Consider the following 22,924-nt stretch of genomic DNA (forward strand, 5'->3'; position numbering starts at 1 on the left):
GCCGGTTTTTTATGGCCGATGATTGCCTGTCACAGTGCAGGGCTAACCGCCAGGCATTGCCCCGGGGCCCTTAACCCACCACCCGCAAGCCCAGCTCCAGGCCGTCGGTTTCCACGATGTCTTCGCTGGAGATATCGACAATCAGGCTGGAGGACGGCACCGTACCGGACATGGTGGCAGATTCGGTGAAGCGGTACTTCTCGACCATTTTGCCATTGATGTTTTCATAGAAAACGATGTCATAGGTGAATGGCACATCTTTGAGCGTCGCTTCCAGCACCTGAATAGACGCCGTGGTCCTTTTCCGCGCGGGGCAGGGAATATTGACGTTCCACGTGTGCGCGTAGGATTTGCTGTCAGTCTCTTGCACACCATAGGCGTACTGGTAACTGAACTGAAAGGTGAAGGTTTGGGTGGCTGAGATCTCCCCCATTTTAAAGCTGGCTTTGGCACCGATGACGTAGCTGTACCCCATCATTGCATTGACGGTATGGGTGCGGGTAATGGTCTGGGAATGGGTCTCGGAGGTGGTATCCGAGTAGGCTGCGGAGGTACTCTCGTCCGAGTTGTTTTCAAAGGTGATGGAGTTGATCGACTTGAGCGAACCTTTTTTCAGCTGGGCGATAAGGGCCGGCTCATCAACCTCGACATTTTCTATCCGCACGGGATAACCAAAGTCAAAGCGCAACTTATCGATACGACCACCGCTTCGGCCCCGAATTTGGCGAAGCACCAGCCCTCTTTGATTCATCGAAGGTGAAGGGGCTGCCGCCACCACCGAAAAGCTCGGAGGAGATCACCTGGCTGCCGTCTGCCGTTTTGGCGACAAAACGCAATTGGTCCACCCGTTCCCCGGCGCGCCCCTCGATCCGGTAGATGTCATACCCTCTTGGAATGGCAAAAGGCGTTCTTGGCGACCCTTTGCTGCCGCCATGATGTTTGCCGGGAACATCGCCGTAATAGACAAGAATATTGTCTATCTCAGCGCCGGAACGTACTTCAATTTTTGAAATAGCGCCGGATTTAAGTACATGGATATCCTCGGCAAAATCGCTCCCACCGTTAGTGCCAACGGTATGAGTGACCACGCTTTCGAGAATGGCATCTTCAACTGTTTTCGGTTTGTCTGACATGTCGCTCTCCTTTTCATTAAGATTCAGGACCAGATTGCCAGCTCTATAAATAAAAACAGCCTGTGCTTTTCACGATCTATTACTTTCAACCAGAAAAATTTAAAATCAGTTTTTTTGATTTTTACCGAGACAAATAAGCCTCGGCTAATGTAGAAAAAAACACCTCATACCAGATGATGGCGTCGAATTAAAGCCAGGCCAGCACCTGCCCACTCGAAATTAATTAACAGGTTGATTGCTTATAAGCCAATTGACGAAAATAGAATAAAAAACGGCGCTAGTGCGCCGTTTTTTTATATATAGCTTTTTCACATTATCGCCAGAACACCCTTCATGGTCTCTTGAGGCCATTCGCCTTTATCTTCAGGTGCTGTGGCTCGACTTGCCCCCACTTTTTTGCTATGGCAACGATCTTCACTGTGCTATCAAAGGGCGATTGTTCATATGAATAGCCACTACAAAAACCAACAGCCTACTAGAGAAAAGAAAAGTAGCAGCATCAATCCCACTGACCATACGAAACCCGCTTTAACTTTTCCTATCCTCTGTAGGCAGTCATCATCGCAATAATCAAAGCCCTCTTGTTTGAACAAAAAGCTAATTAGCTTTGAAGGTGACATAACACGAGAATCAAGCCCAACATCAGGGCAACCCAGTGCTTGATAGTGCCCAACATGGTGTACTTTCAGATGCGCGATCAAGGCTCTCAACCGGGAAAGGTAGATAAGCGAAGCAACACCAGCACCTATCAGACCAACGAAAAAAGCCAGTATTACGAGAAATTTAATAACAACCATAGTTTCGGTTTACCGATAAAGGCGGCATGACAAGATAAAGGATAAAAATGGCACCCATCTGTTTAATTTATTGGCAGGTGGAGCCGTTATCCACCACCCGATAGGCGGCAAAGGTATTTTTAGAGGGGCGGTCAGCAATTGTTATACCCAGCATCTTGTTGGCATTTTCTTTGGCTCGCTCAGAAATTTGGATTCTTTCCAGCTCAAACCTATTGCTCGCTTCATCAGCCCAATGGCAGCGGCTGTCTTTGCTGGCAGCGGAAGACGCCAGATGTTTTATGGTCTGGGCTATCTCAGCATCGCCTTTAAAGACATCGGCAAAAGCAAACGCCACTTTTCAGCCATGGAACCAGGCTCGGCGCCGTTAAGCAGGTGAAGGTAGGTATCGCGGTAACGGGCCTTATGAGCATCCACAAAGGCCAAGGCATCGTCGTCCAACCCAGATCCTTGCTCATAAACGCCATAAAGGCCGTAGAGTTCCAACTGCTTAAACGGCGCCATAAAGGCGCCTACCGAAGCAATACCAACCAGCACAAGGGCGATGGCCAGTTGCTTTTTCTTCATGGTTTACCTCATCTAACTGGCATTGCCACAATGCAGCGGCGAAAAGTAAAAAAGGACATATATGCCCTCTTTAGATTTCTCAACTCACCAAATGAGTAATAATGCAGAAGAACATAATTATGTCTGATGATAAAACCCAAAATAATAGGAAAAAGAGAAAACACAAAAAACAGCTAAAATTGCAGCAACAGAGATAAGCAACCATCTAATCCCTTGCCGTCTAAATAACAAACCATCCTCTTTATATATTCTTTTTACAAGAAATAAAAATGGAACTACTCTAACTAAGGTTTTATATTCATCCTTGACCCTAAGCATACCGGAATTAATAAAATGGATTGCATGCAAAGCAGAAAAAATAAACAACACTACCAAAACAAACGCAATTATCTTGAGAACCCAAATTACCATCCTACACTCCCAGGACAAACAGGATCATTACACTCGGCATTTATAGCGTACCACTCCCTCCCCTTCATACAGCCCTGCGCAGTGCGCTGCTGGCTTGGAGCGCACGGCCTGCTGCTGCCACAGTAAACGTCCTGTCCCCCCCTAACTCACTGAAATTGTGAGAAACTGAAGATGGGTGTCCCCTGTTATTTGAAGATGGGTATCCTTTATTTTCCTGGTGATAAATGGACCGAGAAAGAGCCTTAATTAATTTACAGAACACCACAGTCACTTGTTAGCTTTCAACATGAATAACCTTCATGTTAGGGATGTTCGAAAATTTGCAGAGATTTGTTAAAGCATCTCGTTTAATTCGAGTTGCCAAGCCTAAAATCATCAGCTTTTCACCTTCTTCTAGTTGGTTTGGCACTAACAATGAATATGAAGTACTGTGTAACAGAGAGCTAGTATAATCGTATATAAAATTGTACATCTCTAATAGCCCAACGCCTTCAGCTTTAACCTTCCAGCTCCGAGTATCTTTAAGTTCTTTCTCAACCCGACTCAGCTGCCCCCTAAAATCGAATAAGCTCGTGGCTTCGCCATCTTCGAGAAGGGACTTCTTCACTTCTAGCCACTCATTGGCTATTTGCTCTTCCCTCTCTTGATGCTGAGAGAGGAATGAATTGATATACGTTTTGTGAAATCCAGCACCGTTAAACTCAGCCATATCTAAGAATATTGAAATTTCCTTATCAAGATCATCATAAAGTTTATCTATGGCAATCTTCGTTTCCATAAACTGATCTGGGCTTGATGCTTGCTGCTCAAGTGCGACCTCCTCAGCTGACAACTTTTCGAGTCTGCGCAAATCTTTCAGTGCGTATTCTTCGAGGCTCTTTGATTTTTCAAGTTGGTGTTTGTAAATCGAGTATCTTAACTTGTACTTAAATGACTCTTCGGCAACAAGAATTCTTGTTGTTATACAGGTTTCAAATAGAAATCTAAGATTCGAGATCATTAAAAGTGTTGAATTATGCTGACTCTCTATTTCATTGAAGCAGCGACTTAGTGAATCTAAGATACTAAGGGTTAACTCTTTTACTAGAGGTTTATTATTAAACAACCCTGCAAGCGTTCTTATTTGCTCAATAGTCTCTTGGTTTCCGTCGACTACCTTTTTTCGCCTTTGCTCAACATATCGATCTAGTCCGGGCGCATAATTAAACACTGTACTTTCCTTGGATAGCTAACGCCCAAATCAGCCGCGCGCTTTTTGCGTCGGCTGGATTTGCTTGTTATACCACTTCATGCTCCGCACCGAACGAAGCAACTCTTTTATCAATTGATTCTTGAGGTTCATTCGGAAACCCACCTGTTTTTGCCATTTTTTCTAAGTCATTCATTTCTGGGATTGGGAAATCGTTTTCAATACAATGTTCTATCAACCAAGCATACAATGACGATACAAGCTTTTCATTTTCATTTGTTGCGTATCGATCTTCGACATCGAGACTTGCCAATATGAATTGCGCTGATATGCGACGCATCATATCTAAGAGATATTGCTCAGAAGTTGGGGCAATATTTTCTAGGACGTGCTCTACAACCAAATAGATATAAAACAGCAAATACGGAAGACGACTATAAAAATAATTCCACTGAGAAGATAAGCCTTTAACCCCTGAAAATATAAAGTTTATATTTAAGTCTTCTGTTTTTATGGAGTGGTGGCTTGTAAATAGATGCATAGCTTTGTTGCATACTCCATCAAAGCTATCATCGGATCTCTTATCATACCGAAGCTGTGCGATATATTTCGCATCGAGAACCCCATTAAAACCAAGTGAGTCTAAAACTTCAGATATTCTTTTTTCGTGCCCATCTATTCCACCTGTAATTTTAGGCTGGAGGCGTGACATATCATTCTCAAGATTACTTACAAAAGCACCTTTATCTAACTGCATTTCTTCAAGAACAAATAAGCTTTCTTGAATTGGCTTTCTAATGAGCATATAAGCAACTGCCATTTTACCTTTATACGCAGATGAAAGTGCCTCATAAATGCAATGCATCATATCTGAAAGAATCGCGGGAAGAACAGTTGCCGATATGATTTTATTTTTATCTTCAATTCTGTCGTTTTTCTTCAGCCAATCAATTATATGCTCTTCATCAGAAATTGATCTTTTTTCTTCTTCACTAAGATTAACCTCTACGGTGAAAGCATTTGCTTTTTCTCCAGACACAATTATCTGAGTCATTATGTCATGCAATATAAAGCATAGATTATGTGCGTTTTGATATTTTTCTGGAATAGCAACCATTACTCAAAGCACCCTGACGTGGTATAACAGTTTTATTAGCGAGCGCGCTCGCTTTCACTCATCTGATCAGTTGCTATTTGTTATGCTAACCAACTGACATCCCTATTTATTCTGCACTCATACAGTTTCTTTGACTCGATGAAACCGAGCGGTCTCGTTTTTATGCGAGACATGCGCTCGTTATCATCACATCGGATGAGTTAAATTATATTACTTTTTAGCAACTTACTACTGGTCGTTCCAGTAAAAGCGAGCCTAGCGCATTGTCACAATAGCCCTGTTGAGATAGGCGCAACAGATACACTGTATATAAAAACAGTAAACATGAGAGCACGCCTTTTAAACGCCCACAACACCAAAACCCATAACGAAGCCACCCGCTCTTTTGCCCGTTAGGTGCAGCGCCTCGCGTGAAGGAATGAGCTGACTAAAGGCAGGGATGCCGGCGGCCAGCTTGGTAAAGAGCGAAAGACGCGTCGGGGCGAAGCTTGCACAGTGAAGCACCGCTTCGCTGCTGCTGAGCGCGAGCACAGGACGTGCGAGCCGGAAGGAGCCACCATGGAAGGCTGATAACGCAATATCTCGCTGAGATAACCGGTAAATAAAGGCGTTTTCAAGCCATTGCGGAGTCATTGAAAACCCACGCTACCGCCCGTAGGTTACAGCCCCCAAATGCTGATATCCCTATCATCGCTGTCCCAAAGAGCTTCCCCGCTCTTTGCAAAACCCCTTTGCTTACATCCACATAAACGCAACTTAAACCACCATAACCATATCGATGCTGCGGGTAAACCGTGAGGCATAAAAAAGACAAAAAGATCCAGGTATGCCTGATCCGGGGCTGATGATGACTTCGACTTGGGGGCTGACGCCGGTAGAATGGCAATACTCAGGCTCAATTGAGCATTTCAGGGAGGATATTCGGTGGTCGAGTTGTTACTGCTTGGGGGATTTGGAGTGGCCATGATTGGCATTGGCTACTGCGGGATCATGGCTTACGCCCGTTCCTTCTTTAATGACCCTAAAGCCACTATGTCGGCGGATCTGTTGATAGCCCTGATAAAAGGCCCAGGCGCTGTGATTGTGGTGATTTGTGCCATCGCCATGTTCAACGGTTTCTGGCTGGTGTTGGCGCCGCTTTGGGTGTTAGCGGTTGAGCTACACGCTTACCTATTCCTTTGACGCTTAATAAAGAAAAACCGCCATCAGGCGGTTTTTCTTTATTCGGGATCGTACCCCAATATCGGCGCCAACCACCTTTCGGCCTGCTCAATAGTCCAGCCCTTACGCCGCGCATAATCTTGCACCTGGTCACGGTCGATATCCGATACCCCAAAGTAGCGGGACTCGGGGTTGGCAAAGTACCAGCCAGAAACCGCCGCAGTGGGGAACATGGCAAAGCTCTCGGTGATGTTAAGGCCGATACGCTGATCGGGTTTTAAGATATCCCACAATAGGCCCTTCTCGGTGTGGTCCGGGCAGGCGGGGTAGCCGGGGGCTGGGCGTATGCCTTTGTAGCGCTCACGGATAAGATCTTCGTTATCAAGGGCTTCATCGGCGGCGTAGCCCCAGAACTCTTTGCGCACCCGCTCGTGCATGCGTTCGGCAAAGGCTTCGGCCAGGCGGTCGGCCAGGGCCTTGAGCATAATGGCCGAATAATCGTCCCCGGCTTTTTCGAACGCCTCTACATAAGGGTCGATGCCGATACCGGCGGTTACCGCAAAGCCGCCCATGTAGTCTTGCACCGTGCCTTTGGGGGCCACGAAGTCTGACAGGGCAAAGTTGTGGTTACCGGCCCGCTCCATCTGCTGGCGAAGGTGGTGCAGGCGCACCGTGCCGTCGTCGGTTTCGATATCGATATCGTCAAAATCGACGCTGTTGGCCGGGAAAAGACCAATCACGGCGCGGGCGGTGAGCCATTTCTCGTTGAGGATTTTTTCGAGCATCGCCTGGGCGTTGTCGAACAGCTCTTGGGCCTCGGCGCCGACGGTGGGGTTTTTGAAGATGTCCGGGTAGCGGCCGTGCAGCTCCCAGGAGCGGAAAAACGGCGTCCAGTCGATACGCGCAATCAAATCTTCAAGGGGGTAGTCGTCAAACACCTGGATGCCCAGCTTGTTGGGTTTAAAGGGCTGGTAGTTGGCCCAGTCGGTGCTGGCGCGGTTTTCGCGGGCAGCGGCCAGGCTCACCAGCGCTTTGCGGCGGCCTTGGCTGAGGCGCTTTTCGCGCATGATGTCGTACTCTTTGTACTCCTGGGCCACCAGGGCGTCGCGGCCGGTACCGATGAGTTTACTGACCACCGGCACGGTGCGCGAGGCATCCGCTACGTACAGAGCGCCGTGCTCGTAGTGGGGGGCGATTTTCACGGCGGTGTGGATTTTCGAGGTGGTGGCGCCACCGATGATCACCGGCAGGCTGATGCCGGCCTTTTTAAAGGCTTTGACGTTGTGGATCATCTCGTCCAGCGACGGGGTAATGAGCCCCGACATGCCAATCACGTCGGCGTTGTGGGTTTTGGCGGCATCGATGATTTTTTCAACCGATACCATCACTCCAAGGTCAATCACCTCAAAGCCGTTACATTGCAGCACCACGCCAACGATGTTCTTGCCGATGTCGTGCACGTCGCCTTTAACGGTGGCCATCACCACCCGGCCGTTGGACTTGCCCTCTTCTTTCTCGGCCTCAATATAAGGGGTGAGGTAGGCCACCGCCTTTTTCATGACCCGCGCCGATTTTACCACCTGGGGCAGGAACATCTTGCCGGCACCAAAGAGGTCCCCTACCACGTTCATGCCGTCCATCAGCGGCCCTTCGATGACATCCAGCGGGCGGGTGGCGGCGGCGCGGGCCAGTTCGGTGTCTTGGTCGATAAAGTCGGTAATGCCTTTAACCAAGGCGTATTCCAGGCGTTTATTGACCGGCAGTTCGCGCCAGGCCTGGGTTTGAGCTTCTTTTTCGGTGCCATCGCCCCGGTAGTCGTCGGCAATGGCCAGCAGCCGCTCGGTGGAATCCTCGCGGCGGTTCATCACCACGTCTTCTACCGCTTCGCGCAGTTTGTCGTCGATATCGTCATAAATGGCCAGTTGGCCGGCGTTGACGATACCCATCGAAAGCCCCGCCTTGATGGCGTGGTAGAGGAACACGGCGTGGATGGCTTCGCGCACCGGGTTGTTGCCGCGGAACGAGAAGCTGACGTTACTAACGCCGCCGGAGATGCGGGCATGAGGAAGCGTGTCGCGAATGGTGCGGCAGGCCTCGATAAAGGCAACGCCGTAGTCGTTGTGTTCTTCAATGCCGGTGGCCACGGCGAAGATGTTGGGGTCGAAGATGATGTCTTCGGGGGGGAAATCCACCTCGTCTACCAGGATGCGGTAGGCGCGGGTGCAAATGTCCACCTTGCGCTGGTAGGTGTCGGCCTGGCCGTCTTCGTCAAAGGCCATTACCACCATGGCGGCGCCGTAGCGGCGAATGAGCTTGGCCTGGGCTTTGAAGTTCTCCACCCCTTCTTTCATGGAGATGGAGTTAACAATGCCTTTGCCTTGAATGCATTTAAGGCCCGCTTCGATGGCGTGCCATTTACTGGAATCAATCATGATCGGCACCCGGCTGATGTCGGGCTCCGAGGCAATGAGGTTCAAAAAGCGCACCATGGCCGCTTCGGCATCGAGCATGCCTTCGTCCATGTTAATGTCGATAATTTGCGCCCCGGCTTCCACCTGCTGGCGCGCCACTTCAAGGGCGGTCTCGTAATCGCCGGATTTAATCAGTTTTAAAAACCGCGCCGAGCCGGTGACGTTGGTACGCTCACCCACGTTCACAAACAGGCTATCGGCAAAGATGTTGCAAGGCTCAAGGCCGGAAAGCCGCGTGGCGACCGGGATGTCCGGCAGCGCCCGGGGTTTGAGGCCCTTGACCGCTTCGGCCATGGCCTTGATGTGGGCAGGGGTGGTGCCGCAGCAGCCGCCCACCAGGTTCAGCCAGCCGTCTTTGGCCCACTGGCCGATAAATTCGACCATTTGCTCGGGGGTTTCGTCGTAGCCGCCGAATTCGTTCGGCAGGCCGGCGTTGGGGTGCACCGACACATAGCATTCGGCAATGCGGGATAGCTCTTCAATATAGGGCGCCAGCTCTTTAGGGCCCAGGGCGCAGTTAAGGCCCATGGACAGCGGCCGCACGTGGCGCAGCGAGTTGTAAAAGGCTTCTGTGGTTTGGCCGGTAAGGGTGCGGCCCGAGGCGTCGGTAATGGTGCCGGAGATCATCACCGGCAGCTTGATGCCCTTGGCGTCCATTAAGGCGTCTACCGCAAAGAGCGCTGCCTTGGCGTTCAAGGTATCGAAGATGGTCTCTACCAAGATAATGTCGGCGCCGCCGTCAATCAGCGCTTCTGTGGACTCGGTGTAGGCCGCGACCAGTTGGTCGAAGCTGACGTTGCGATAGCCGGGATCGTTGACATCGGGGCTGATGGAGCAGGTGCGGTTGGTGGGGCCCAATACCCCGGCAACGAAGCGGGGAATGCCGGTTTCACTTGCCACTTCATCGGCGGCCTGGCGAGCCAGGCGAGCGGCTTCCAGGTTTATCTCTTTGGACAGCGCCTCCATGCCGTAGTCGGCCATGGCGATGGGGGTGGCGTTAAAGCTGTTGGTCTCGATGATATCGGCCCCCGCCAGCAGGTACTGGCGGTGGATGTCTTTGATGACCTTGGGCTGGGTAAGCACCAATAAGTCATTGTTACCCTTGAGATCGCTCGGCCAATCGGCGAACCTGTCGCCGCGAAAGTCGTTCTCCTCCAACTGGCGGTTCTGGATCATGGTGCCCATGCCGCCGTCGATAACGAGGATGCGGTCTTTGAGAGCGGCAAGGAGTTGTTCGGACATCGGACACCATTGGACGTTTATACGTTTGGACGGCCATAATACGCAAATTGGCAAAAAACAGGTAGCCCTAATGTCTCACCAAGCGCGCCAACAGCGACTCAAAGAAAAGGTCGACGCCCGTATCGAGGCCGCCACCATCGAGACCGGCATCTTGCTGGTATTAACCGGCAACGGCAAAGGCAAGTCCACCGCCGCTTTTGGCACAGTGTGCCGGGCTGTGGGCCATGGCCAAACGGCGGCCGTGGCGCAGTTTATAAAAGGTAGCTGGGCCTGCGGCGAGCGCGACCTGTTACAAAGCCACGGCGTACCTTTTGCGGTAATGGCCACCGGCTTTACCTGGGACACCCAAAGCCGCGAGCTGGACATGGCCGCCGCCCAAAAGGTGTGGGAAGAGGCCAAGGCCTGGCTTAAAGAGCCGGCCATTAACCTGGTGGTGCTGGACGAGCTGACCTACATGCTGAGCTATGACTACCTGAATATCGACGAGGTGCTCGATGCCATTGCCAACCGCCCTGCCCTGCAACATGTGGTGGTGACCGGCCGCGGCGCTCACCGCCGCCTGCTGGAGATGGCCGATACGGTGTCAGAAATCCGCCCGGTCAAACACGCCTTTGACGCTGGCATCAAGGCCCAGCTTGGCCTTGATTACTGACAGCAAAAAGCCCCGCAAGAGCGGGGCTTTTTGTTAGTGGTGGTAACCGTCGCCGAGGCGAACCTTACCTCTAAACACGTAGTAGGACCACGCCGTATAGCCGAGGATAACCGGCAAGATCAGCAGCGCCCCCACCAGCGCAAACCCCTGGCTTTGCGGCGGTGAAGAGGCCTGTTCAAGGGTTATGCCGGGCGGAATAACGTGCGGCCAAATGCTGATGATAAGGCCGCTGTATCCCAAAAAGACCAGCACTAGGGTCAGCACAAAGGGCGCCATATGGGGCTTGCCGCTCACCGACCGCACCAAAGCCCAACAGGCAAGCAGGGTTAGTACCGGTACCGGCAGGAAGAAGTACAGGTTCGGCAGGCTAAACCAGCGGGCAAAGACCGCTGGCGATTGCAGCGGTGTCCACAGACTCACCGCCAGCATGAACACCAGCAGCAAGGCCACCAGTTGGCGACTAAGCTGGCACACTTGGGCATAAAGCCGCCCTTCTGTCTTTAGCACCAGCCAGGTGCTGCCCAGCAGGGCATAAGTTACCACCAGCCCCAGGCCGCAAAAGAGGCTAAAGGGGCTGAGCCAGTCAAAAATGCCACCGGCGTAGGCGTTATCCACCACCTTGATGCCCTGCACAAAACTGCCCAGCACCACCCCCTGGCTGAAGGTGGCCAGCAACGAGCCACTGAAGAAGGCTTTGTCCCAAAAGGGCCGGTGGGATTCGTCGGATTTAAAGCGGAACTCAAAGGCTACCCCGCGCCAAATCAGGCCAATCAACATGGCCAGCAGCGGCAAGTAAAGGGCGCTTAAGATCACCGAATAGGCCAGAGGGAAGGCGGCCATCAGGCCTGCACCACCCAGCACCAGCCAGGTTTCGTTGCCGTCCCACACCGGGGCCACGGTGTTCACCATCAAATCCCGTTCCTGGCGGTCTTTTATCAAAGGGAAGAGAATGCCAATGCCAAGATCAAAGCCGTCCATGACGATGTAAAGCATCACCCCAAGGGCGATGATCACCGCCCAGATCACCGGTAAGTCGATACCCATCAGTGTGTCTCCTCGTCGTACAGACCTTCTTCTGCGGCGCTTAACGGCCGTGCCGGGCTATGGTTGGGGTCGGGGTTTACGGGCGATGCCTGCTGTGGGCCCTTGGCTGCCAGGCGCAGCAGGTAATACACCCCGGTGCCAAACACCAGCAGGTAAACCACGATGATGGTGATAAGGGTGCCCGCCATGGCGGCAGCCGCGTGGTTGGATACCGCGTCTTTGGTGCGCATCAGGCCATACACCACCCAGGGTTGGCGGCCAATTTCGGTGGTCATCCACCCCGCCAAAAGCGCAACCAGCCCGCTTGGCCCCATCAGTAGCGCAAAGCGCAAGAAACCGCCGTGGTTGTAGAGCCGGCCTTTTGTTCTTAGCCAAAGCCCCCAAAACGCTAAGGCCAGCATCAACATGCCAAGCAGCACCATCACCCGGAAGGTCCAAAACACCACCGGCACATTGGGCCGGTCTTCCTTGGGGAAGTCTTTGAGGGCCGGAATTTGGCCGCTGAAGCTATGGGTAAGGATCAGGCTGCCAAGATGAGGCACCTCAAGGGCGAAGTGGTTGGTCTCGTCGTCGTTGCTTGGCAGAGCAAACAGCACTAAAGGCACTGCCTCACCTGGGCGGTTTTGCCAGTGCGCCTCAATTGCCGCAAGCTTGGCCGGTTGGTGCTCCAGGGTGTTAATGCCATGGGCATCCCCCACCAACAGCTGTAGCGGCATGGCGCCAAGCAGCATCCACATGGCCATGGACAGCATCTTTTTCACCGCGCCGTTGCCGTTGCCCTTTAGCAGATGCCAGGCCGCCGTTGCCGCCACGAACAGCGCGGTGCTGAGGTAGGCCGCCAGCACCATGTGCGGCAGGCGGTAGAAAAAGGACGGGTTGAAGATGATGCGAAACCAGTCAACCGGTATCACCTTGCCATCTACGACCTCAAAGCCCTGCGGGGTTTGCATCCAGCTGTTGGAAGCGAGGATCCAGGTGGCGGAGATCAAGGTGCCCAGCGCCACCATCAAGGTGGCGAAATAGTGCATGCGCGGGCTAACCCGGTCCCAGCCGAACAGCTGTACGCCAAGAAAACCGGCCTCAAGGAAAAAGGCGGTCAGCACCTCGTAACTGAGCAGCGGTCCGGTCACGGAGCCTGCAAAGGTGGAGAAATAACTCCAGTTGGTGCCGAACTGGTAGGCCATCACGATGCCGGAGACCACACCCATGGCGAAGTTAACGGCAAAGATCTTGGACCAGAAAAAATACAAGTCTTTGTAAACGTGTTCTTTTTTCCAAAGCCATAGGCCTTCCAGCACAGCCAGGAAGGACGCCAGGCCAATGGTGATGGCCGGAAAGATAATGTGAAAAGACACGGTAAACCCGAACTGGAGTCGGGCCAGGTGCAAAGCATCAAAGAAGCCCATAAAAAGCCCCTCCGTGCCGGTAGCAATAACGAAGCAGTGTTTGGATTGTCATGGTATGCCCCTTGGTTTGGCGAGCGGGGCTAGCCTAGGGCGCGCATACAATTGAGAACAGACACTGTTTTTTTAATTTTTATAGGAACAGATTACACTGAAGCCCCAATTTAGCCGGAGCCAAGCCCGTGGCCTTTCGTTACCAGCGCCTGACCAGAGCCTTATTAGACGACATTCAAAAAGGCCGTTGGCAGGCCGGAGACATGCTGCCGTCGGTGCGGCAGCTCATGCAGCGTTTGCAGCTGTCTCGGGCAACAGTGCTGCACGCACTTGGCGAACTGGAAGCCCAAGGCTGGGTGGAAGCGCAGCCAAGGCGCGGTTACTTTGTGAACCCGCGCCCGGCAAAGGCGCCCACCGCTACCCCCTCAAGCCTTGAGGCCGCCCCACGGCTGCTGAGCATTGATGATGTGGTGCATGATGTGATGCTTAAAGGCGCCGCCTTCGATCTGCTGCCCGCCGAGAGCCGCTTTGACGCCAAGCCCCCCGCCATTGAGCTGCTGCACCGGGCCATCAGCCGGGCCATGCGCCATACCAAGGGCGCGCAGCATCAGCATTATGAAGACCCAGCCGGCCTGCCTGAGCTTCGCGACACCCTGGCCCACAGGCTTCGCCAGCAAGGCTGCACGTCGCAGGCCGCCGACATTGTGGTAACCCACGGTTGCCAGCACGCCCTGTTGCTGGCGCTGAAAAGCTGCACCCAGCCTGGGGATGTGGTGGCGGTGGAAAGCCCAGGGTATTTCGGTACCTTGCAGCTACTGCAAGAGCTTGGCCTTAAAGTGCTGGAACTACCTTGCGACCCGGCTACCGGCCTTAACCCCGCCGATGTCGCCAAGGCCCTGACCCAATGGCCAATCACGGCGCTGGTATTAACCCCCAGTTTTGCCACCCCTACCGGCGCCCTTATGCCGCTTGAGGCGCGCCTTGCACTGGCGGCCTTGGCAAAGCAGCACCGGCTGACCCTGATAGAAGATCACATCTACGCCGAGCTTTCGTTCAGCAGCGCCCCCTTGCCGCCAATGCTGGCGCTTGCCCCCGAGCACACCTTGCTGTGCAGCTCGTTTTCAAAGAGTTTGTCGCGGGATTTACGCCTGGGCTATGTAGCAGGCCCCGCCTTTACCAAGCGCCTGGCCCAGCTAAAACAGATAACCTCCCTTGCCAGTAACCGCCTTATCGAGCAGGGCCTGGACGAGTTTATCCGCCGAGGCGATTACGACCGCCACCTACGCCGGGAGCAGCAAAGCCTGCGGGTGCAGCGCAATGCACTGCTCGACTTGCTGGCCCAGCACTTTAGCGATTGCCACCACAGGGTGCCCGATGGCGGCTTGTGCCTTTGGCTGAACCTGGAGCCAGAGCTTGATACCCTGGCGCTTTATCAGCGCGCCCGGCAAGAGGGCATCATGATCACACCTGGGCCCATGTTCACCAGCCAGCAGGGGCTTTACCGCCACTGCCTGCGGCTGAGCTTTGCCCACCCCTGGAGCGGGCCAAGGCGCCAGGCCCTGGCACGGCTTCGTGTTTTGGTTGACGGGCTTAAGCGGGGCGGTAAATCTGAAATTTAAGCGCTTCGCTGATGGTGAAGTAATCGGCCGGGCCGCCGCCGCGAAGGGCTGGCTGGGCGGCGATGGTGTCAAAGACGCCGTCTTTTAAAAGACCCTTGTCGATATGCACCCCTACCACTTCCCCCAACACCAGCCAGGTATTTACCGCATCGCCACTGGCGGTGGTGAGCTGAATGCATTGGCTGAGCTTGCACTCAAAGGCCACTGGGGTCTGTGCCACATGAGGCACGGCAACCACACTTGAGGCCTTGGGGGTCAACCCCGCCAGTTGGAATTCGTCCACCTGCGGGCCAACAGCGGCGCAGGTTTGGTTCATTTTTTCTGCCAGCGGTTTGGTCACCAGGTTCCAGCAAAATTCGCCGGTCTCTTGGATGTTTTTGAGGCTGTCTTTGGCGCCGATGCTGGCAAAGCCGATGATGGGCGGCACGTAGTTAAAGGCGTTAAAAAAACTGTAGGGCGCAAGGTTTAGCACGCCGTCGCCGCTTTGACTGGAGATCCAGCCGATGGGCCGAGGCGCGATGATGCTGTTAAAGGGGTCGTGGGCCAGGCCGTGGCCCAGGGATGGCTGGTAAAAATGCATCTGTGACATAGACATCTCGTTTTACTGAACCGGCGCTTAGAGCAGCCGGGTGCCAAGGGGCACGGGTTTGTCCGGTACGCAAAGGGCGACGGCGCCGTTTTGGTCGTGAAAGCCGGTCACCAGGCACTCGGACATCAAAGGCCCAATCTGCTTTTTCGGAAAATTCACCACCGCCACCACCTGGCGACCCACCAGTTCTTCTGGTGTGTAGTGGTGGGTAATTTGCGCCGAAGATTTTCGCACACCGAGCCCCGGGCCAAAATCCACCTGCAACACATAGGCGGGCTTTCGGGCCTCTTTAAACACCTCGGCGGCGATGACCTGCCCTACCCGCAGCTCCACTTTTAAAAAGTCGTCAAAACCGATGTGTTCCATGGGTGTTGCTCCTTGTGGGTCGGGCCTTGGGCCAGCGCCAGCTCCAGCGCTTTTGTGGCTTTCAATGCTGATTGAAATTTCACTATACGCATCAATAGCTTGGTTTTAAAAGTGAGAGGCCTGCCACCTTTATGAAAATTGATCACAAAGTGAGTGGTTAAATTTCATCCTGTTGCCAGAAATAGGCTATAGCTTGTAGGTGCGTATTTTTCATTCTCAGGGAAGTGGCTTTCATATGGACACCAGCGCCTTTCCTGCCGATACGCCCGGATACCCCCAACATCCCCCAACTTCGTTAAGGAAGCCCCCATGAAGACCTTTAAAGTCGAAGACTTCGTCGACCCCAATCTGGCCAAGGCTCTGGCCGAGTGGAAGGACTTTTACAACCACTCCATGAGCAAGGCCATTGATCTGTCCAGCGCTTATACCCCTGTCAAGGACGCCATGCAGGCAGGAGAATCCTTCATGGACACCCTCAAGCAGGCCAAGTGGCAGCAACCTGACATGGACAGCCTGATGAAGACCCCAAGCGTTGATCCGGCGGCCTATAGCGAGCTTTCCGAGCTGCACACCAGCACCGTCAACAAGCTCTGGGAGCACTACACCCAATCGCTGAAAACCACCCAAAGCTACGGCGAGAAACTGGCCGACATGGCCAAAGAGCCCAAGTCTCCCCAGACCATGATGGCCACCTATTTGAGCTCCACCCTGGACGCCTTCAAGCAATACCAGGACGGCATCAACGCGCAACTCGCCACCCTTGGCGAGATGCAAAGCGCTTACAAAGGCTGGTTTGAGAAAAACTGCCTGGACAAAACCGCCATGGCCCCTGCCAAGGCGCCGGTAAAAGCAGCCGCCAAGAAGGAACCGGCTGCTGCCTGAGCCCCGGCTCCTTTAAAAAGCGCCCCTTGCGGGCGCTTTTTTTGAGGGGAAGGGGTTCCCGCATCCCAAAAGCCCGCGGGCGTTTAGGCTTAAACCGCCCCAATCCAGGGAAGGAGAACCCAGATGAAACGGCTTTTATGTGCACTTGTTTTAACCTTCACTGGCGCCGCGCAAGCCGCCGCGCCTGCCCTGCCCGGCCTTGGCGCCGAGCTTGATAAAACCTCGGTGTCGGGGCTGTCTTCCGGCGCCTTTATGACCTCGCAGTTTTTCGTGGCCTATTCCGACATCATGGTCGGGGCCGGAGTCATTGCCGGTGGCCCATATCTTTGCGCCATGTCCTACCCCAGCAATACCTTTTTGCAAAACGCCACCACCACCTGCATGAACCCGCTGACCGCCAGCACCGCGCCCCCGGCCGAGCATCTGCTCACCCTGGCCAAGGGCTATGCCAGCAAAGGCGAGATTGCCGACCTTGGCAACCTCAAAAACGACCGGCTCTATGTGTTCAGCGGCAAAAGCGACAAAGTGGTCAGCACCCTGGTGGTTAACCAGACCGTGGCCTTTTACAAGGCTGCCGGGGTGCCGGATGATGCCATCCGCTATGATACCTCGGTCAATGCCGGCCACGCCATCGTCACCGATGCCCCCAAAGACACCAGCTGCGATGTCACGGCGCCGCCTTTTATCAACGACTGCGACTTTGAGCAGTCCACCCGCATCATTGAGCAAATTTATCCTGGCAGCAAAGGGCCGGCCGCCACCGAGCCCAAGGCGGTGGCCTTTGACCAACGGGAGTTCATTAAAAGCAGCAACACCAGCATGAGCGACACCGCCTATTACTACGCCCCCAAGGCCTGCCTTGAAGGCAAGCACTGCCCGGTGCACGTGGTGCTCCATGGCTGCTTGCAGGGGGATAAGGTGATAGGGGACAAGTACTACAACGGTACCGGTTATAACCAGATGGCCGACGCCAACGACATCATCATGCTCTACCCCCAGGTGCAGCCGTCACAGCTGTCGCCGTTCAATCCCCAGGGCTGTTGGGATTTTTGGGGCTATTCTTCACCGGATAGCACCACGCCGGATTTTTATTCTCGCAATGCACCGCAGATAAAGGCCATTTACCAGATGGTAGAGCGCCTGGCCTCTGCCCCCACCAATACATCGGAGGTAGGACAATGAGTATGGCAAACGGCGGCTTCATCGAGCCGGGCCTGAGCAAAGCCATTGAACAGTGGCAGGCATATTTCAAAGAAAGCATGGAGAGTTCACTGGGGCTGATGAGCGCCGTGAACCCGCTCAAGGACGCCGCCGAGGTCACGCAGAAGGTGTCCCAGGCCATGGTGGAGAACCTTTCTAGCGGCAAGATTGCGCCGCCGCCGGCAGAAGCCTTAAAGGAGCTGAGCGAGCTGCAAAGCGCCGGGGCTCAGCGGCTTTGGGAAGGTTGCACGCAAACCATTAAAGACAGCCGCAGCGCCACTGAAAAGCTGCTGTCCTTTGACGGTGTGCCCAGCACCCCCCAGGGCCTGCTCACCCACCTGCTGCAAACCAACCTGGCGGCGGTCAAGCAATACCAAGCCGACGCCAGCGCCATGGCCAGCACCATGAGCGAGATGCAGTCGGCCTACAACGCCTGGCTGGATAAGTACTTCCTCAAGGTCCAGTAAAAAAGGCGCCGAAAGGCGCCTTTTTCATCCCTCCACCGGGTTCGCCGGGGTCGGCAACAACAGCTGATAAAACGCCAAATCGAGCCAGCGCCCAAACTTGAAGGCGGCGTGGTTGATGGTGCCGGCGTGCACAAAGCCCAACTTTTCATGCAAGGCGATGCTGCCTTGGTTGTCGGTGTCGATACAGCCCACCAGCAAGTGGTAATCCTGCGCTATGGCCTGCTCGATAAGGGCCTGGAGCAGCACCTTGCCAAGGCCCTTGCCCCGGTGCGCCGGATGCACGTAAATGGCGTGCTCAACGGCATATTTATTGGCCGGACGCGGCCGAAAAGGGCCGTAGCTTGCAAAGCCCATCAAAGTGCCGGCCTCATCAACAGCGCCAATCACCGGATAATGGCCGGCAGCCTTGCCAGCAAACCACTGGTGCATATCGTCCATGGTGCGGGCCTTGTAGTCATAAAGGGCCGTGGAATGGAGGATGGCGTCGTTGAAGATATCAAGAATGGCCTGGCCGTGAGCTGCCAGCTGGCAGGTGATGAGGGTCATGAAGGCGTCCGAGTTGGGCTGTTGGCTAGAGTCTGCCATTATCCGGCCATGGCTGCCCACTCGCTGGCCGCATTTAGGACGCCGTTGATGACATCTCCAAGCCCTGTCACCGTATTTTTCATGGACACCGATCAGTGCTGGTTGCTGACCGGGGTGGATAACCAAAGCCGCCACCCACTCTCCCTTGGCCTTGATACCCTGGCGCCGCCCCTGGCAACGCCTTACCAGTTGGAGCTTGCCATTGAAGCGGCGGAAGCCCAGCTGATGCCCCTGGCCGCCACATTGCCGCCCCAAAGCCTGCTGGTGCTGACCGGCCCCGGCGCCGAATGCCTGGCCGCCCTTGCCCACAGCGCCAGCATTAACCTTGATTGGGTAGAATTGCACTTTGGCGAGCTGGCCCTGGCGGCCGAGCGCCAGCACCCACGCTTTGATGGTGCCACCCGCGCCGCATTGCTGCTGGTAAGGGAACTGATGCATCACCTGGGCTTTGACAGCGCCCAATTGCCGGTCAGCCACGGTTAAAAACAAGGCCCCGGATGGGGCCTTGTAGCGCGTTAGCGGCGTTGGTGCTCCACGTAGTGGGCAAAGTTATCCAAGATGGCCTGCCAGCCTTGCTGCTGCATCTCGGGCGGGTGCTCGTCTTCGGCGTCAAAGGTTTCAGTCACCTTGATGCCGCCGGCTACCGGCTCGAACAGCACGGTGACACAGCGGCCGTTGTCCATCACGTATTCCAGGCACTGGTGCTCCACCACTTTGGTGAAGGTGCCTTCAAAATCAAACCCCATCGAGCCGTCTTTGGCCTCCATGCGGCTTAAGAAGCGGCCGCCAAGGCGCACGTCCTGGGTGCTGCGGGTGGTATGCCAGTCATCAGAGGCGGCATTCCAATGCACAATGTGTTCCGGGGTTATCCAGCACTGCCACACCGATGCCAGATCGCTCTTTACCAGGGTTTGGACCTGCAACTGCATTGATTGCCTCCTTTCTTGCGGTGTTTTACCACTATAGGGCACCTAACCTGCCACCACGCAGTTGCGCCCTTGTTTTTTCGCCTTGTACAGGGCCTTGTCTGCAGCCTTGATGATCTGCTCGGGCAGCTCCTGGCCTTTGTCTTTTTCAGAGACCCCGATACTGACGGTGATCTGCACCGTTTTAGTGCCTTTGCCGCCCTTGCCCCGCTGCTCGGCGGTGCCCTGCTTACGCTTGGTTTTATCGCGGATCACAAAGGGAGTGGTGGCGATAAGCTCGCGCACATCGTTAAGGTGCGTTTGGGCATCGCTCGCGCCCATGCCGGGGAAAATAAGGGTAAATTCCTCGCCGCCGTAGCGAAATACCTCACCGCCGCCTTTTACCTGGGCGATCTTACTGGCCACCATGGCCAATACGTCGTCCCCCACGTCGTGGCCGTAGGTGTCGTTAAAGCTCTTGAAGTGGTCGATATCCAGCATCGCCAGGCTGTAGTGGCGCGACATCCCCGCCAGGCGTTCAAAGAGCTTACGCCGGCCGTTAAGGCCGGTCAGGGCGTCGCGATAGGCAAGGTCGTGGGAGTCTTTAATGCCGGTCAGCAGCGCTATCACCAGCGCGGCGATGGCAAAAATGCTGGAGATAAAGGGCACGTCCAGAAAATACAGCGGCAGCAGGTTGGCCAGCACCACGCAAAAAAGCCCGGCGGCAATGATGCCCTTTTGAAAAAAGAAGGTGATAAAGCTTGCCAGCAGCAACAGCAGCGACAGCACCAGGCCGTTGGTGCTGATCACCATGCCGTCGTAGCCGCGCGGGGCAAAGTAGGCATCAAGAGAGGCCACCAGCGCCTGGCCCTGCATCAGGTAGCTCACCACCGCCACCAGAAACCCCAGTACCACCAGGCTGTAGAGGGTCATGGCATTGGGGTGGCTCAAGCCGCGCTCCATGGCCAGTTGGTTAAGCAGCAGCGCCAGCGGCAACGCCAAAATAAGCAAGGTATAGACATAACGCACCAGCGGCTCGCTGATGGGCCGCTGCAAGAAAGATTGCACCAGCAGGTAGCCGGCCAGGGTGAGCACCACGCTCAGCAGCAATTGGCGTTTGGAAAACTGAATGGCCAGCCACAGCCCCACCGCCGCCAGGGCATAGGGCAGCCAGGAAATGGCCATGGCCCAGTCGCCGCTGATCCTGGCGCTAAAGGCGCAGGCCAGCCCTGCCAGAAGGAGGATAAAACCGGAGGGAAGCAGGGGTGTAAATCGTTGTCGTTGAAGCATTTACCTTTCCAATACCGCTGGAGCCTTTCTAACACCTAAAGGCGACCAAAGCGGGGCAACAATGAACCTGTTGCGATGGATAGCCGGCGGGCCGCTGTAAAACGGCCCGCCAAGGCTCAGGCGCTCGCCAGCACCAACACCAGGGCCAGCGCTGCCGGCAGGGCCTGGATGTAGAGGATTTTCTTACTGGCGGTGGCCGCCCCGAAGATGCCAGCCACCAGCACGCACAGCAGGAAAAAGAGCTTGATGCAGTGGCCAAAGGCCGGCTCGGCCACCAGCCCCCATAGCAGGCCCGCCGCCAAAAAGCCGTTATACAGCCCTTGGTTGGCAGCCATCACTTTGGTGATCTGCGCCTTTTCCGGAGTCAGGCCAAAGGCCTTCATGCCTTTGGGTTTGTCCCACAAGAACATCTCCAGCACCAGAAAGTACAGGTGCAGTAAGGCCACCAGGGCCACGACGATATTGGCAATAAGGCTCATAGGATTTTCTGCTCGTTGTTATTGATCAATGCTGGCCACCCTGCCCGCTCGCCTCGGCCTGGCGGTGCGCGCTAAGTTCGGCCTGCATTTCTTGGGCGATCTGCTGGAACCTGCCCATGGTGTTTTGCGCTGCCTGCTGCATAAAGCCCATGGATTCTTGCATCATCTGCGGCATTTTGGCGATCACCGCTTTACCGGTATCGGAGCGGTAAAAAGCCAGCATGTCGTTGAGCTGCTGGTCGGTAAAGTTGCGCTCGTAAATGGTGATGATGTTGGGCTCCATCACCTTCCAGCCCATGGTTTCCTTGGCCGCGTCCAGCATGCGCTTGTGGTATTTGTCGAAAATCGCTTGCTCCGAGGGCTTGATATCGAGCTTGGCCGACATGCCCTTCATCATGTTGTCCATCTGGGCGTACATGGAGTCCATCAACGAGTCCATGTTCATCAATTGGATGAGTTCGACCACCTTGTCGTGGCGGGTTTTGTCGTTGTTATCGGCATAGGCGTTTACCGACAAGGCCACCAGTAATACACACAACAGCTTCTTCATCTTTTACATCCTGTTTGTAAGGGGAGCTACCACTGAGCTTCCTGCCCGGCCAGCTTACCATCAAAGAGTGATTTTTCAGCCACTTGCCTTGTAACGGCGAGTTTCAGCCTGGCGCCGTTGGCGCTTTTTCAAAGCCCATCTTACCGCCCCCGGCGCCGGGCCCGGCGGGTACCCGCTTGCGATAAAAAACCGCAGCACCCGTTCATCAATCACTCTCTTTTTGAACAACAAGGTAGGCATGGGGTTCGGGGTATTGGTCAAACTCCAGGTGCTTGATTTGGCAACCCAGCGCCAGCATCAGGCTAACAAAGCCGTTGGTTCCCAGGGTGGAGTAATACACCTCTGGGCCCATATGCCGGTTTTGCATCTCCCCGGGCGCGTCGGTGCCGCCAAAGGAGAAGATAAAGACGCCGCCTTTTTCAAGGCCGGCAACGATTTTGCGCAGCACCGGCTCTTGGCTCGCCAACGGCAGGTGCCAGATGCTGTCCCAGGCGCTGATAAAGGCGTAGCGCTTTTCAAAGGCAAAGGTGCAGATATCGGCATGATAAAAAGGCACCTCGGGGTGGCGCGCTTTGGCAAGGCGCAGCATCTGGCTGGAAACATCCAGTCCCTCGGCACTAAAGCCGTGCTGGCCCAGCAGCGAGATAAAACGGCCGGTGCAGCCGCAGCCAATATCAAGGGCAAAGCCCGCTTTGCTTGCAAAAGCCAGGGCCCGTTGGTGCTGGGCGATGCCATTGCTGCGGTCAAAGCCGGGGCGCTGCCAGAGGTGGGTGATTTGGTCGTAGGCTTTGCCGATATCCGACGGGTCCATACA

26 protein-coding genes are annotated in these 22,924 nt (G+C 54.7%); 7 read left to right on the plus strand and 19 right to left on the minus strand.

Annotation, left to right across the window (positions count from 1 at the left end; genetic code table 11):
- Nucleotides 1-70: 70 nt before the first annotated feature.
- From EDC28_RS02885 to EDC28_RS19945, 8 genes are all read right to left on the minus strand, one after another.
- On the minus strand, nucleotides 71-733 hold the full coding sequence (locus EDC28_RS02885) for a hypothetical protein (protein WP_170164009.1): 663 nt from the start codon (nucleotides 731-733) through the stop codon (nucleotides 71-73).
- On the minus strand, nucleotides 690-1,133 hold the full coding sequence (locus tag EDC28_RS02890) for a jacalin-like lectin (RefSeq protein WP_123420614.1): 444 nt from the start codon (nucleotides 1,131-1,133) through the stop codon (nucleotides 690-692). The genes EDC28_RS02885 and EDC28_RS02890 overlap by 44 nt, the downstream gene beginning before the upstream one ends.
- Before the next feature lie 864 nt (nucleotides 1,134-1,997).
- Nucleotides 1,998-2,264 carry a hypothetical protein gene (locus EDC28_RS02895; protein ID WP_123420615.1) on the minus strand — a complete coding sequence of 89 codons (267 nt, stop codon included), beginning with the start codon at nucleotides 2,262-2,264 and terminating at the stop codon, nucleotides 1,998-2,000.
- A complete protein-coding gene (locus EDC28_RS02900) occupies nucleotides 2,219-2,494 on the minus strand; it encodes a hypothetical protein (RefSeq protein WP_123420616.1) in 276 nt (91 codons plus the stop codon). The genes EDC28_RS02895 and EDC28_RS02900 overlap by 46 nt, the downstream gene beginning before the upstream one ends.
- Nucleotides 2,495-2,611: 117 nt before the next feature.
- Complete coding sequence (locus tag EDC28_RS19940) at nucleotides 2,612-2,905, minus strand: hypothetical protein (protein ID WP_148049792.1); 294 nt, start codon at nucleotides 2,903-2,905, stop codon at nucleotides 2,612-2,614.
- Between the two features lie 274 nt (nucleotides 2,906-3,179).
- Nucleotides 3,180-4,115, minus strand: a complete 936-nt coding sequence (locus EDC28_RS02905; RefSeq protein WP_123420617.1) for a hypothetical protein — start codon at nucleotides 4,113-4,115, stop codon at nucleotides 3,180-3,182.
- A 67-nt stretch (nucleotides 4,116-4,182) separates the two neighbouring features.
- A complete protein-coding gene (locus EDC28_RS02910; RefSeq protein WP_123420618.1) occupies nucleotides 4,183-5,211 on the minus strand; it encodes a hypothetical protein in 1,029 nt (342 codons plus the stop codon).
- A gap of 339 nt (nucleotides 5,212-5,550) precedes the next feature.
- Complete coding sequence (locus EDC28_RS19945; RefSeq protein WP_148049793.1) at nucleotides 5,551-5,844, minus strand: hypothetical protein; 294 nt, start codon at nucleotides 5,842-5,844, stop codon at nucleotides 5,551-5,553.
- Between the two features lie 291 nt (nucleotides 5,845-6,135).
- Between EDC28_RS19945 and EDC28_RS02915 the strand changes: the two genes are divergently transcribed.
- Nucleotides 6,136-6,393 (plus strand): hypothetical protein, encoded by a 258-nt coding sequence (locus EDC28_RS02915; RefSeq protein WP_148049794.1) that lies wholly within the window; start codon nucleotides 6,136-6,138, stop codon nucleotides 6,391-6,393.
- 38 nt (nucleotides 6,394-6,431) lie between these two features.
- Here the strand turns inward: EDC28_RS02915 and metH are convergent, their stop codons facing one another.
- Nucleotides 6,432-10,085, minus strand: coding sequence for a methionine synthase (gene metH, locus EDC28_RS02920; protein WP_123420619.1), 3,654 nt, complete (start codon nucleotides 10,083-10,085; stop codon nucleotides 6,432-6,434).
- 70 nt (nucleotides 10,086-10,155) lie between these two features.
- Between metH and cobO the strand changes: the two genes are divergently transcribed.
- On the plus strand, nucleotides 10,156-10,737 hold the full coding sequence (gene cobO / locus EDC28_RS02925) for a cob(I)yrinic acid a,c-diamide adenosyltransferase (protein ID WP_123420620.1): 582 nt from the start codon (nucleotides 10,156-10,158) through the stop codon (nucleotides 10,735-10,737).
- Between the two features lie 33 nt (nucleotides 10,738-10,770).
- Here cobO and cydB read toward each other — a convergent pair whose 3' ends face one another.
- Together cydB and EDC28_RS02935 are read right to left on the minus strand one after the other, a co-directional pair.
- Complete coding sequence (cydB, locus tag EDC28_RS02930) at nucleotides 10,771-11,781, minus strand: cytochrome d ubiquinol oxidase subunit II (protein ID WP_123420621.1); 1,011 nt, start codon at nucleotides 11,779-11,781, stop codon at nucleotides 10,771-10,773.
- A complete protein-coding gene (locus tag EDC28_RS02935) occupies nucleotides 11,781-13,187 on the minus strand; it encodes a cytochrome ubiquinol oxidase subunit I (protein WP_050660436.1) in 1,407 nt (468 codons plus the stop codon). The genes cydB and EDC28_RS02935 overlap by 1 nt, the downstream gene beginning before the upstream one ends.
- 179 nt (nucleotides 13,188-13,366) lie before the next feature.
- Between EDC28_RS02935 and EDC28_RS02940 the strand changes: the two genes are divergently transcribed.
- The gene (locus EDC28_RS02940) at nucleotides 13,367-14,797 is read left to right on the plus strand and encodes an aminotransferase-like domain-containing protein (RefSeq protein ID WP_123420622.1); all 1,431 of its coding nucleotides are present in this window, start codon (nucleotides 13,367-13,369) and stop codon (nucleotides 14,795-14,797) included.
- On the opposite strand, the gene EDC28_RS02945 is transcribed toward EDC28_RS02940, so the two are convergent.
- Entirely contained in the window at nucleotides 14,769-15,377 is a 609-nt protein-coding gene (locus tag EDC28_RS02945) for a flavin reductase family protein (RefSeq protein WP_336391500.1), read from the minus strand. The genes EDC28_RS02940 and EDC28_RS02945 overlap by 29 nt on opposite strands.
- Before the next feature lie 36 nt (nucleotides 15,378-15,413).
- Nucleotides 15,414-15,752 (minus strand): tRNA-binding protein, encoded by a 339-nt coding sequence (locus EDC28_RS02950; RefSeq protein ID WP_123420624.1) that lies wholly within the window; start codon nucleotides 15,750-15,752, stop codon nucleotides 15,414-15,416.
- 309 nt (nucleotides 15,753-16,061) lie between these two features.
- Between EDC28_RS02950 and EDC28_RS02955 the strand changes: the two genes are divergently transcribed.
- The 3 genes from EDC28_RS02955 to EDC28_RS02965 all read left to right on the plus strand — a co-directional run bounded on the left by EDC28_RS02955 (nucleotide 16,062) and on the right by EDC28_RS02965 (nucleotide 18,301).
- On the plus strand, nucleotides 16,062-16,634 hold the full coding sequence (locus tag EDC28_RS02955) for a hypothetical protein (RefSeq protein WP_123420625.1): 573 nt from the start codon (nucleotides 16,062-16,064) through the stop codon (nucleotides 16,632-16,634).
- Between the two features lie 123 nt (nucleotides 16,635-16,757).
- On the plus strand, nucleotides 16,758-17,816 hold the full coding sequence (locus EDC28_RS02960) for an extracellular catalytic domain type 2 short-chain-length polyhydroxyalkanoate depolymerase (protein ID WP_050660431.1): 1,059 nt from the start codon (nucleotides 16,758-16,760) through the stop codon (nucleotides 17,814-17,816).
- Nucleotides 17,813-18,301: a hypothetical protein gene (locus EDC28_RS02965; RefSeq protein WP_148049795.1), complete on the plus strand. Its 489-nt coding sequence runs from the start codon at nucleotides 17,813-17,815 to the stop codon at nucleotides 18,299-18,301. Before EDC28_RS02960 ends, EDC28_RS02965 begins: the two co-directional genes overlap by 4 nt.
- Nucleotides 18,302-18,325: 24 nt before the next feature.
- Here EDC28_RS02965 and EDC28_RS02970 read toward each other — a convergent pair whose 3' ends face one another.
- On the minus strand, nucleotides 18,326-18,886 hold the full coding sequence (locus EDC28_RS02970) for a GNAT family N-acetyltransferase (protein ID WP_336391489.1): 561 nt from the start codon (nucleotides 18,884-18,886) through the stop codon (nucleotides 18,326-18,328).
- A 48-nt stretch (nucleotides 18,887-18,934) separates the two neighbouring features.
- Between EDC28_RS02970 and EDC28_RS02975 the strand changes: the two genes are divergently transcribed.
- On the plus strand, nucleotides 18,935-19,369 hold the full coding sequence (locus tag EDC28_RS02975) for a hypothetical protein (protein WP_123420626.1): 435 nt from the start codon (nucleotides 18,935-18,937) through the stop codon (nucleotides 19,367-19,369).
- A 32-nt stretch (nucleotides 19,370-19,401) separates the two neighbouring features.
- Here the strand turns inward: EDC28_RS02975 and EDC28_RS02980 are convergent, their stop codons facing one another.
- The 5 genes from EDC28_RS02980 to EDC28_RS03000 all read right to left on the minus strand — a co-directional run bounded on the left by EDC28_RS02980 (nucleotide 19,402) and on the right by EDC28_RS03000 (nucleotide 22,921).
- Nucleotides 19,402-19,815 carry an SRPBCC family protein gene (locus EDC28_RS02980; protein ID WP_123420627.1) on the minus strand — a complete coding sequence of 138 codons (414 nt, stop codon included), beginning with the start codon at nucleotides 19,813-19,815 and terminating at the stop codon, nucleotides 19,402-19,404.
- A gap of 42 nt (nucleotides 19,816-19,857) precedes the next feature.
- On the minus strand, nucleotides 19,858-21,081 hold the full coding sequence (locus EDC28_RS02985) for a GGDEF domain-containing protein (RefSeq protein ID WP_123420628.1): 1,224 nt from the start codon (nucleotides 21,079-21,081) through the stop codon (nucleotides 19,858-19,860).
- A gap of 116 nt (nucleotides 21,082-21,197) precedes the next feature.
- Nucleotides 21,198-21,560: a DUF1304 domain-containing protein gene (locus EDC28_RS02990; protein ID WP_050660426.1), complete on the minus strand. Its 363-nt coding sequence runs from the start codon at nucleotides 21,558-21,560 to the stop codon at nucleotides 21,198-21,200.
- Nucleotides 21,561-21,585: 25 nt separating this feature from the next.
- On the minus strand, nucleotides 21,586-22,110 hold the full coding sequence (locus tag EDC28_RS02995) for a DUF2059 domain-containing protein (RefSeq protein WP_123420629.1): 525 nt from the start codon (nucleotides 22,108-22,110) through the stop codon (nucleotides 21,586-21,588).
- Between the two features lie 205 nt (nucleotides 22,111-22,315).
- A complete protein-coding gene (locus EDC28_RS03000) occupies nucleotides 22,316-22,921 on the minus strand; it encodes a class I SAM-dependent DNA methyltransferase (protein WP_123420630.1) in 606 nt (201 codons plus the stop codon).
- Nucleotides 22,922-22,924: the final 3 nt, after the last annotated feature.

The organism is Gallaecimonas pentaromativorans (assembly GCF_003751625.1).
Taxonomy (GTDB): Bacteria; Pseudomonadota; Gammaproteobacteria; order Enterobacterales; family Gallaecimonadaceae; genus Gallaecimonas; species Gallaecimonas pentaromativorans.

Coding starts and splice junctions, on each gene's coding strand:
- cobO (WP_123420620.1), top strand. CDS start 10,156: ATGTCTCACCAAGCGCGCCAACAGCGACTCAAAGAAAAGGTCGACGCC.
- EDC28_RS02970 (WP_336391489.1), bottom strand. CDS start 18,886: ATGGCAGACTCTAGCCAACAGCCCAACTCGGACGCCTTCATGACCCTC.
- EDC28_RS02910 (WP_123420618.1), bottom strand. CDS start 5,211: ATGGTTGCTATTCCAGAAAAATATCAAAACGCACATAATCTATGCTTT.
- EDC28_RS02965 (WP_148049795.1), top strand. CDS start 17,813: ATGAGTATGGCAAACGGCGGCTTCATCGAGCCGGGCCTGAGCAAAGCC.
- EDC28_RS19945 (WP_148049793.1), bottom strand. CDS start 5,844: ATGACTCCGCAATGGCTTGAAAACGCCTTTATTTACCGGTTATCTCAG.
- EDC28_RS02935 (WP_050660436.1), bottom strand. CDS start 13,187: ATGGGCTTCTTTGATGCTTTGCACCTGGCCCGACTCCAGTTCGGGTTT.
- EDC28_RS02960 (WP_050660431.1), top strand. CDS start 16,758: ATGAAACGGCTTTTATGTGCACTTGTTTTAACCTTCACTGGCGCCGCG.
- EDC28_RS02995 (WP_123420629.1), bottom strand. CDS start 22,110: ATGAAGAAGCTGTTGTGTGTATTACTGGTGGCCTTGTCGGTAAACGCC.
- cydB (WP_123420621.1), bottom strand. CDS start 11,781: ATGGGTATCGACTTACCGGTGATCTGGGCGGTGATCATCGCCCTTGGG.
- EDC28_RS02980 (WP_123420627.1), bottom strand. CDS start 19,815: ATGCAGTTGCAGGTCCAAACCCTGGTAAAGAGCGATCTGGCATCGGTG.
- EDC28_RS02990 (WP_050660426.1), bottom strand. CDS start 21,560: ATGAGCCTTATTGCCAATATCGTCGTGGCCCTGGTGGCCTTACTGCAC.
- EDC28_RS02950 (WP_123420624.1), bottom strand. CDS start 15,752: ATGGAACACATCGGTTTTGACGACTTTTTAAAAGTGGAGCTGCGGGTA.
- metH (WP_123420619.1), bottom strand. CDS start 10,085: ATGTCCGAACAACTCCTTGCCGCTCTCAAAGACCGCATCCTCGTTATC.
- EDC28_RS19940 (WP_148049792.1), bottom strand. CDS start 2,905: ATGGTAATTTGGGTTCTCAAGATAATTGCGTTTGTTTTGGTAGTGTTG.
- EDC28_RS02955 (WP_123420625.1), top strand. CDS start 16,062: ATGAAGACCTTTAAAGTCGAAGACTTCGTCGACCCCAATCTGGCCAAG.
- EDC28_RS02900 (WP_123420616.1), bottom strand. CDS start 2,494: ATGAAGAAAAAGCAACTGGCCATCGCCCTTGTGCTGGTTGGTATTGCT.
- EDC28_RS02945 (WP_336391500.1), bottom strand. CDS start 15,377: ATGCATTTTTACCAGCCATCCCTGGGCCACGGCCTGGCCCACGACCCC.
- EDC28_RS02985 (WP_123420628.1), bottom strand. CDS start 21,081: ATGCTTCAACGACAACGATTTACACCCCTGCTTCCCTCCGGTTTTATC.
- EDC28_RS02890 (WP_123420614.1), bottom strand. CDS start 1,133: ATGTCAGACAAACCGAAAACAGTTGAAGATGCCATTCTCGAAAGCGTG.
- EDC28_RS02975 (WP_123420626.1), top strand. CDS start 18,935: ATGACATCTCCAAGCCCTGTCACCGTATTTTTCATGGACACCGATCAG.
- EDC28_RS03000 (WP_123420630.1), bottom strand. CDS start 22,921: ATGGACCCGTCGGATATCGGCAAAGCCTACGACCAAATCACCCACCTC.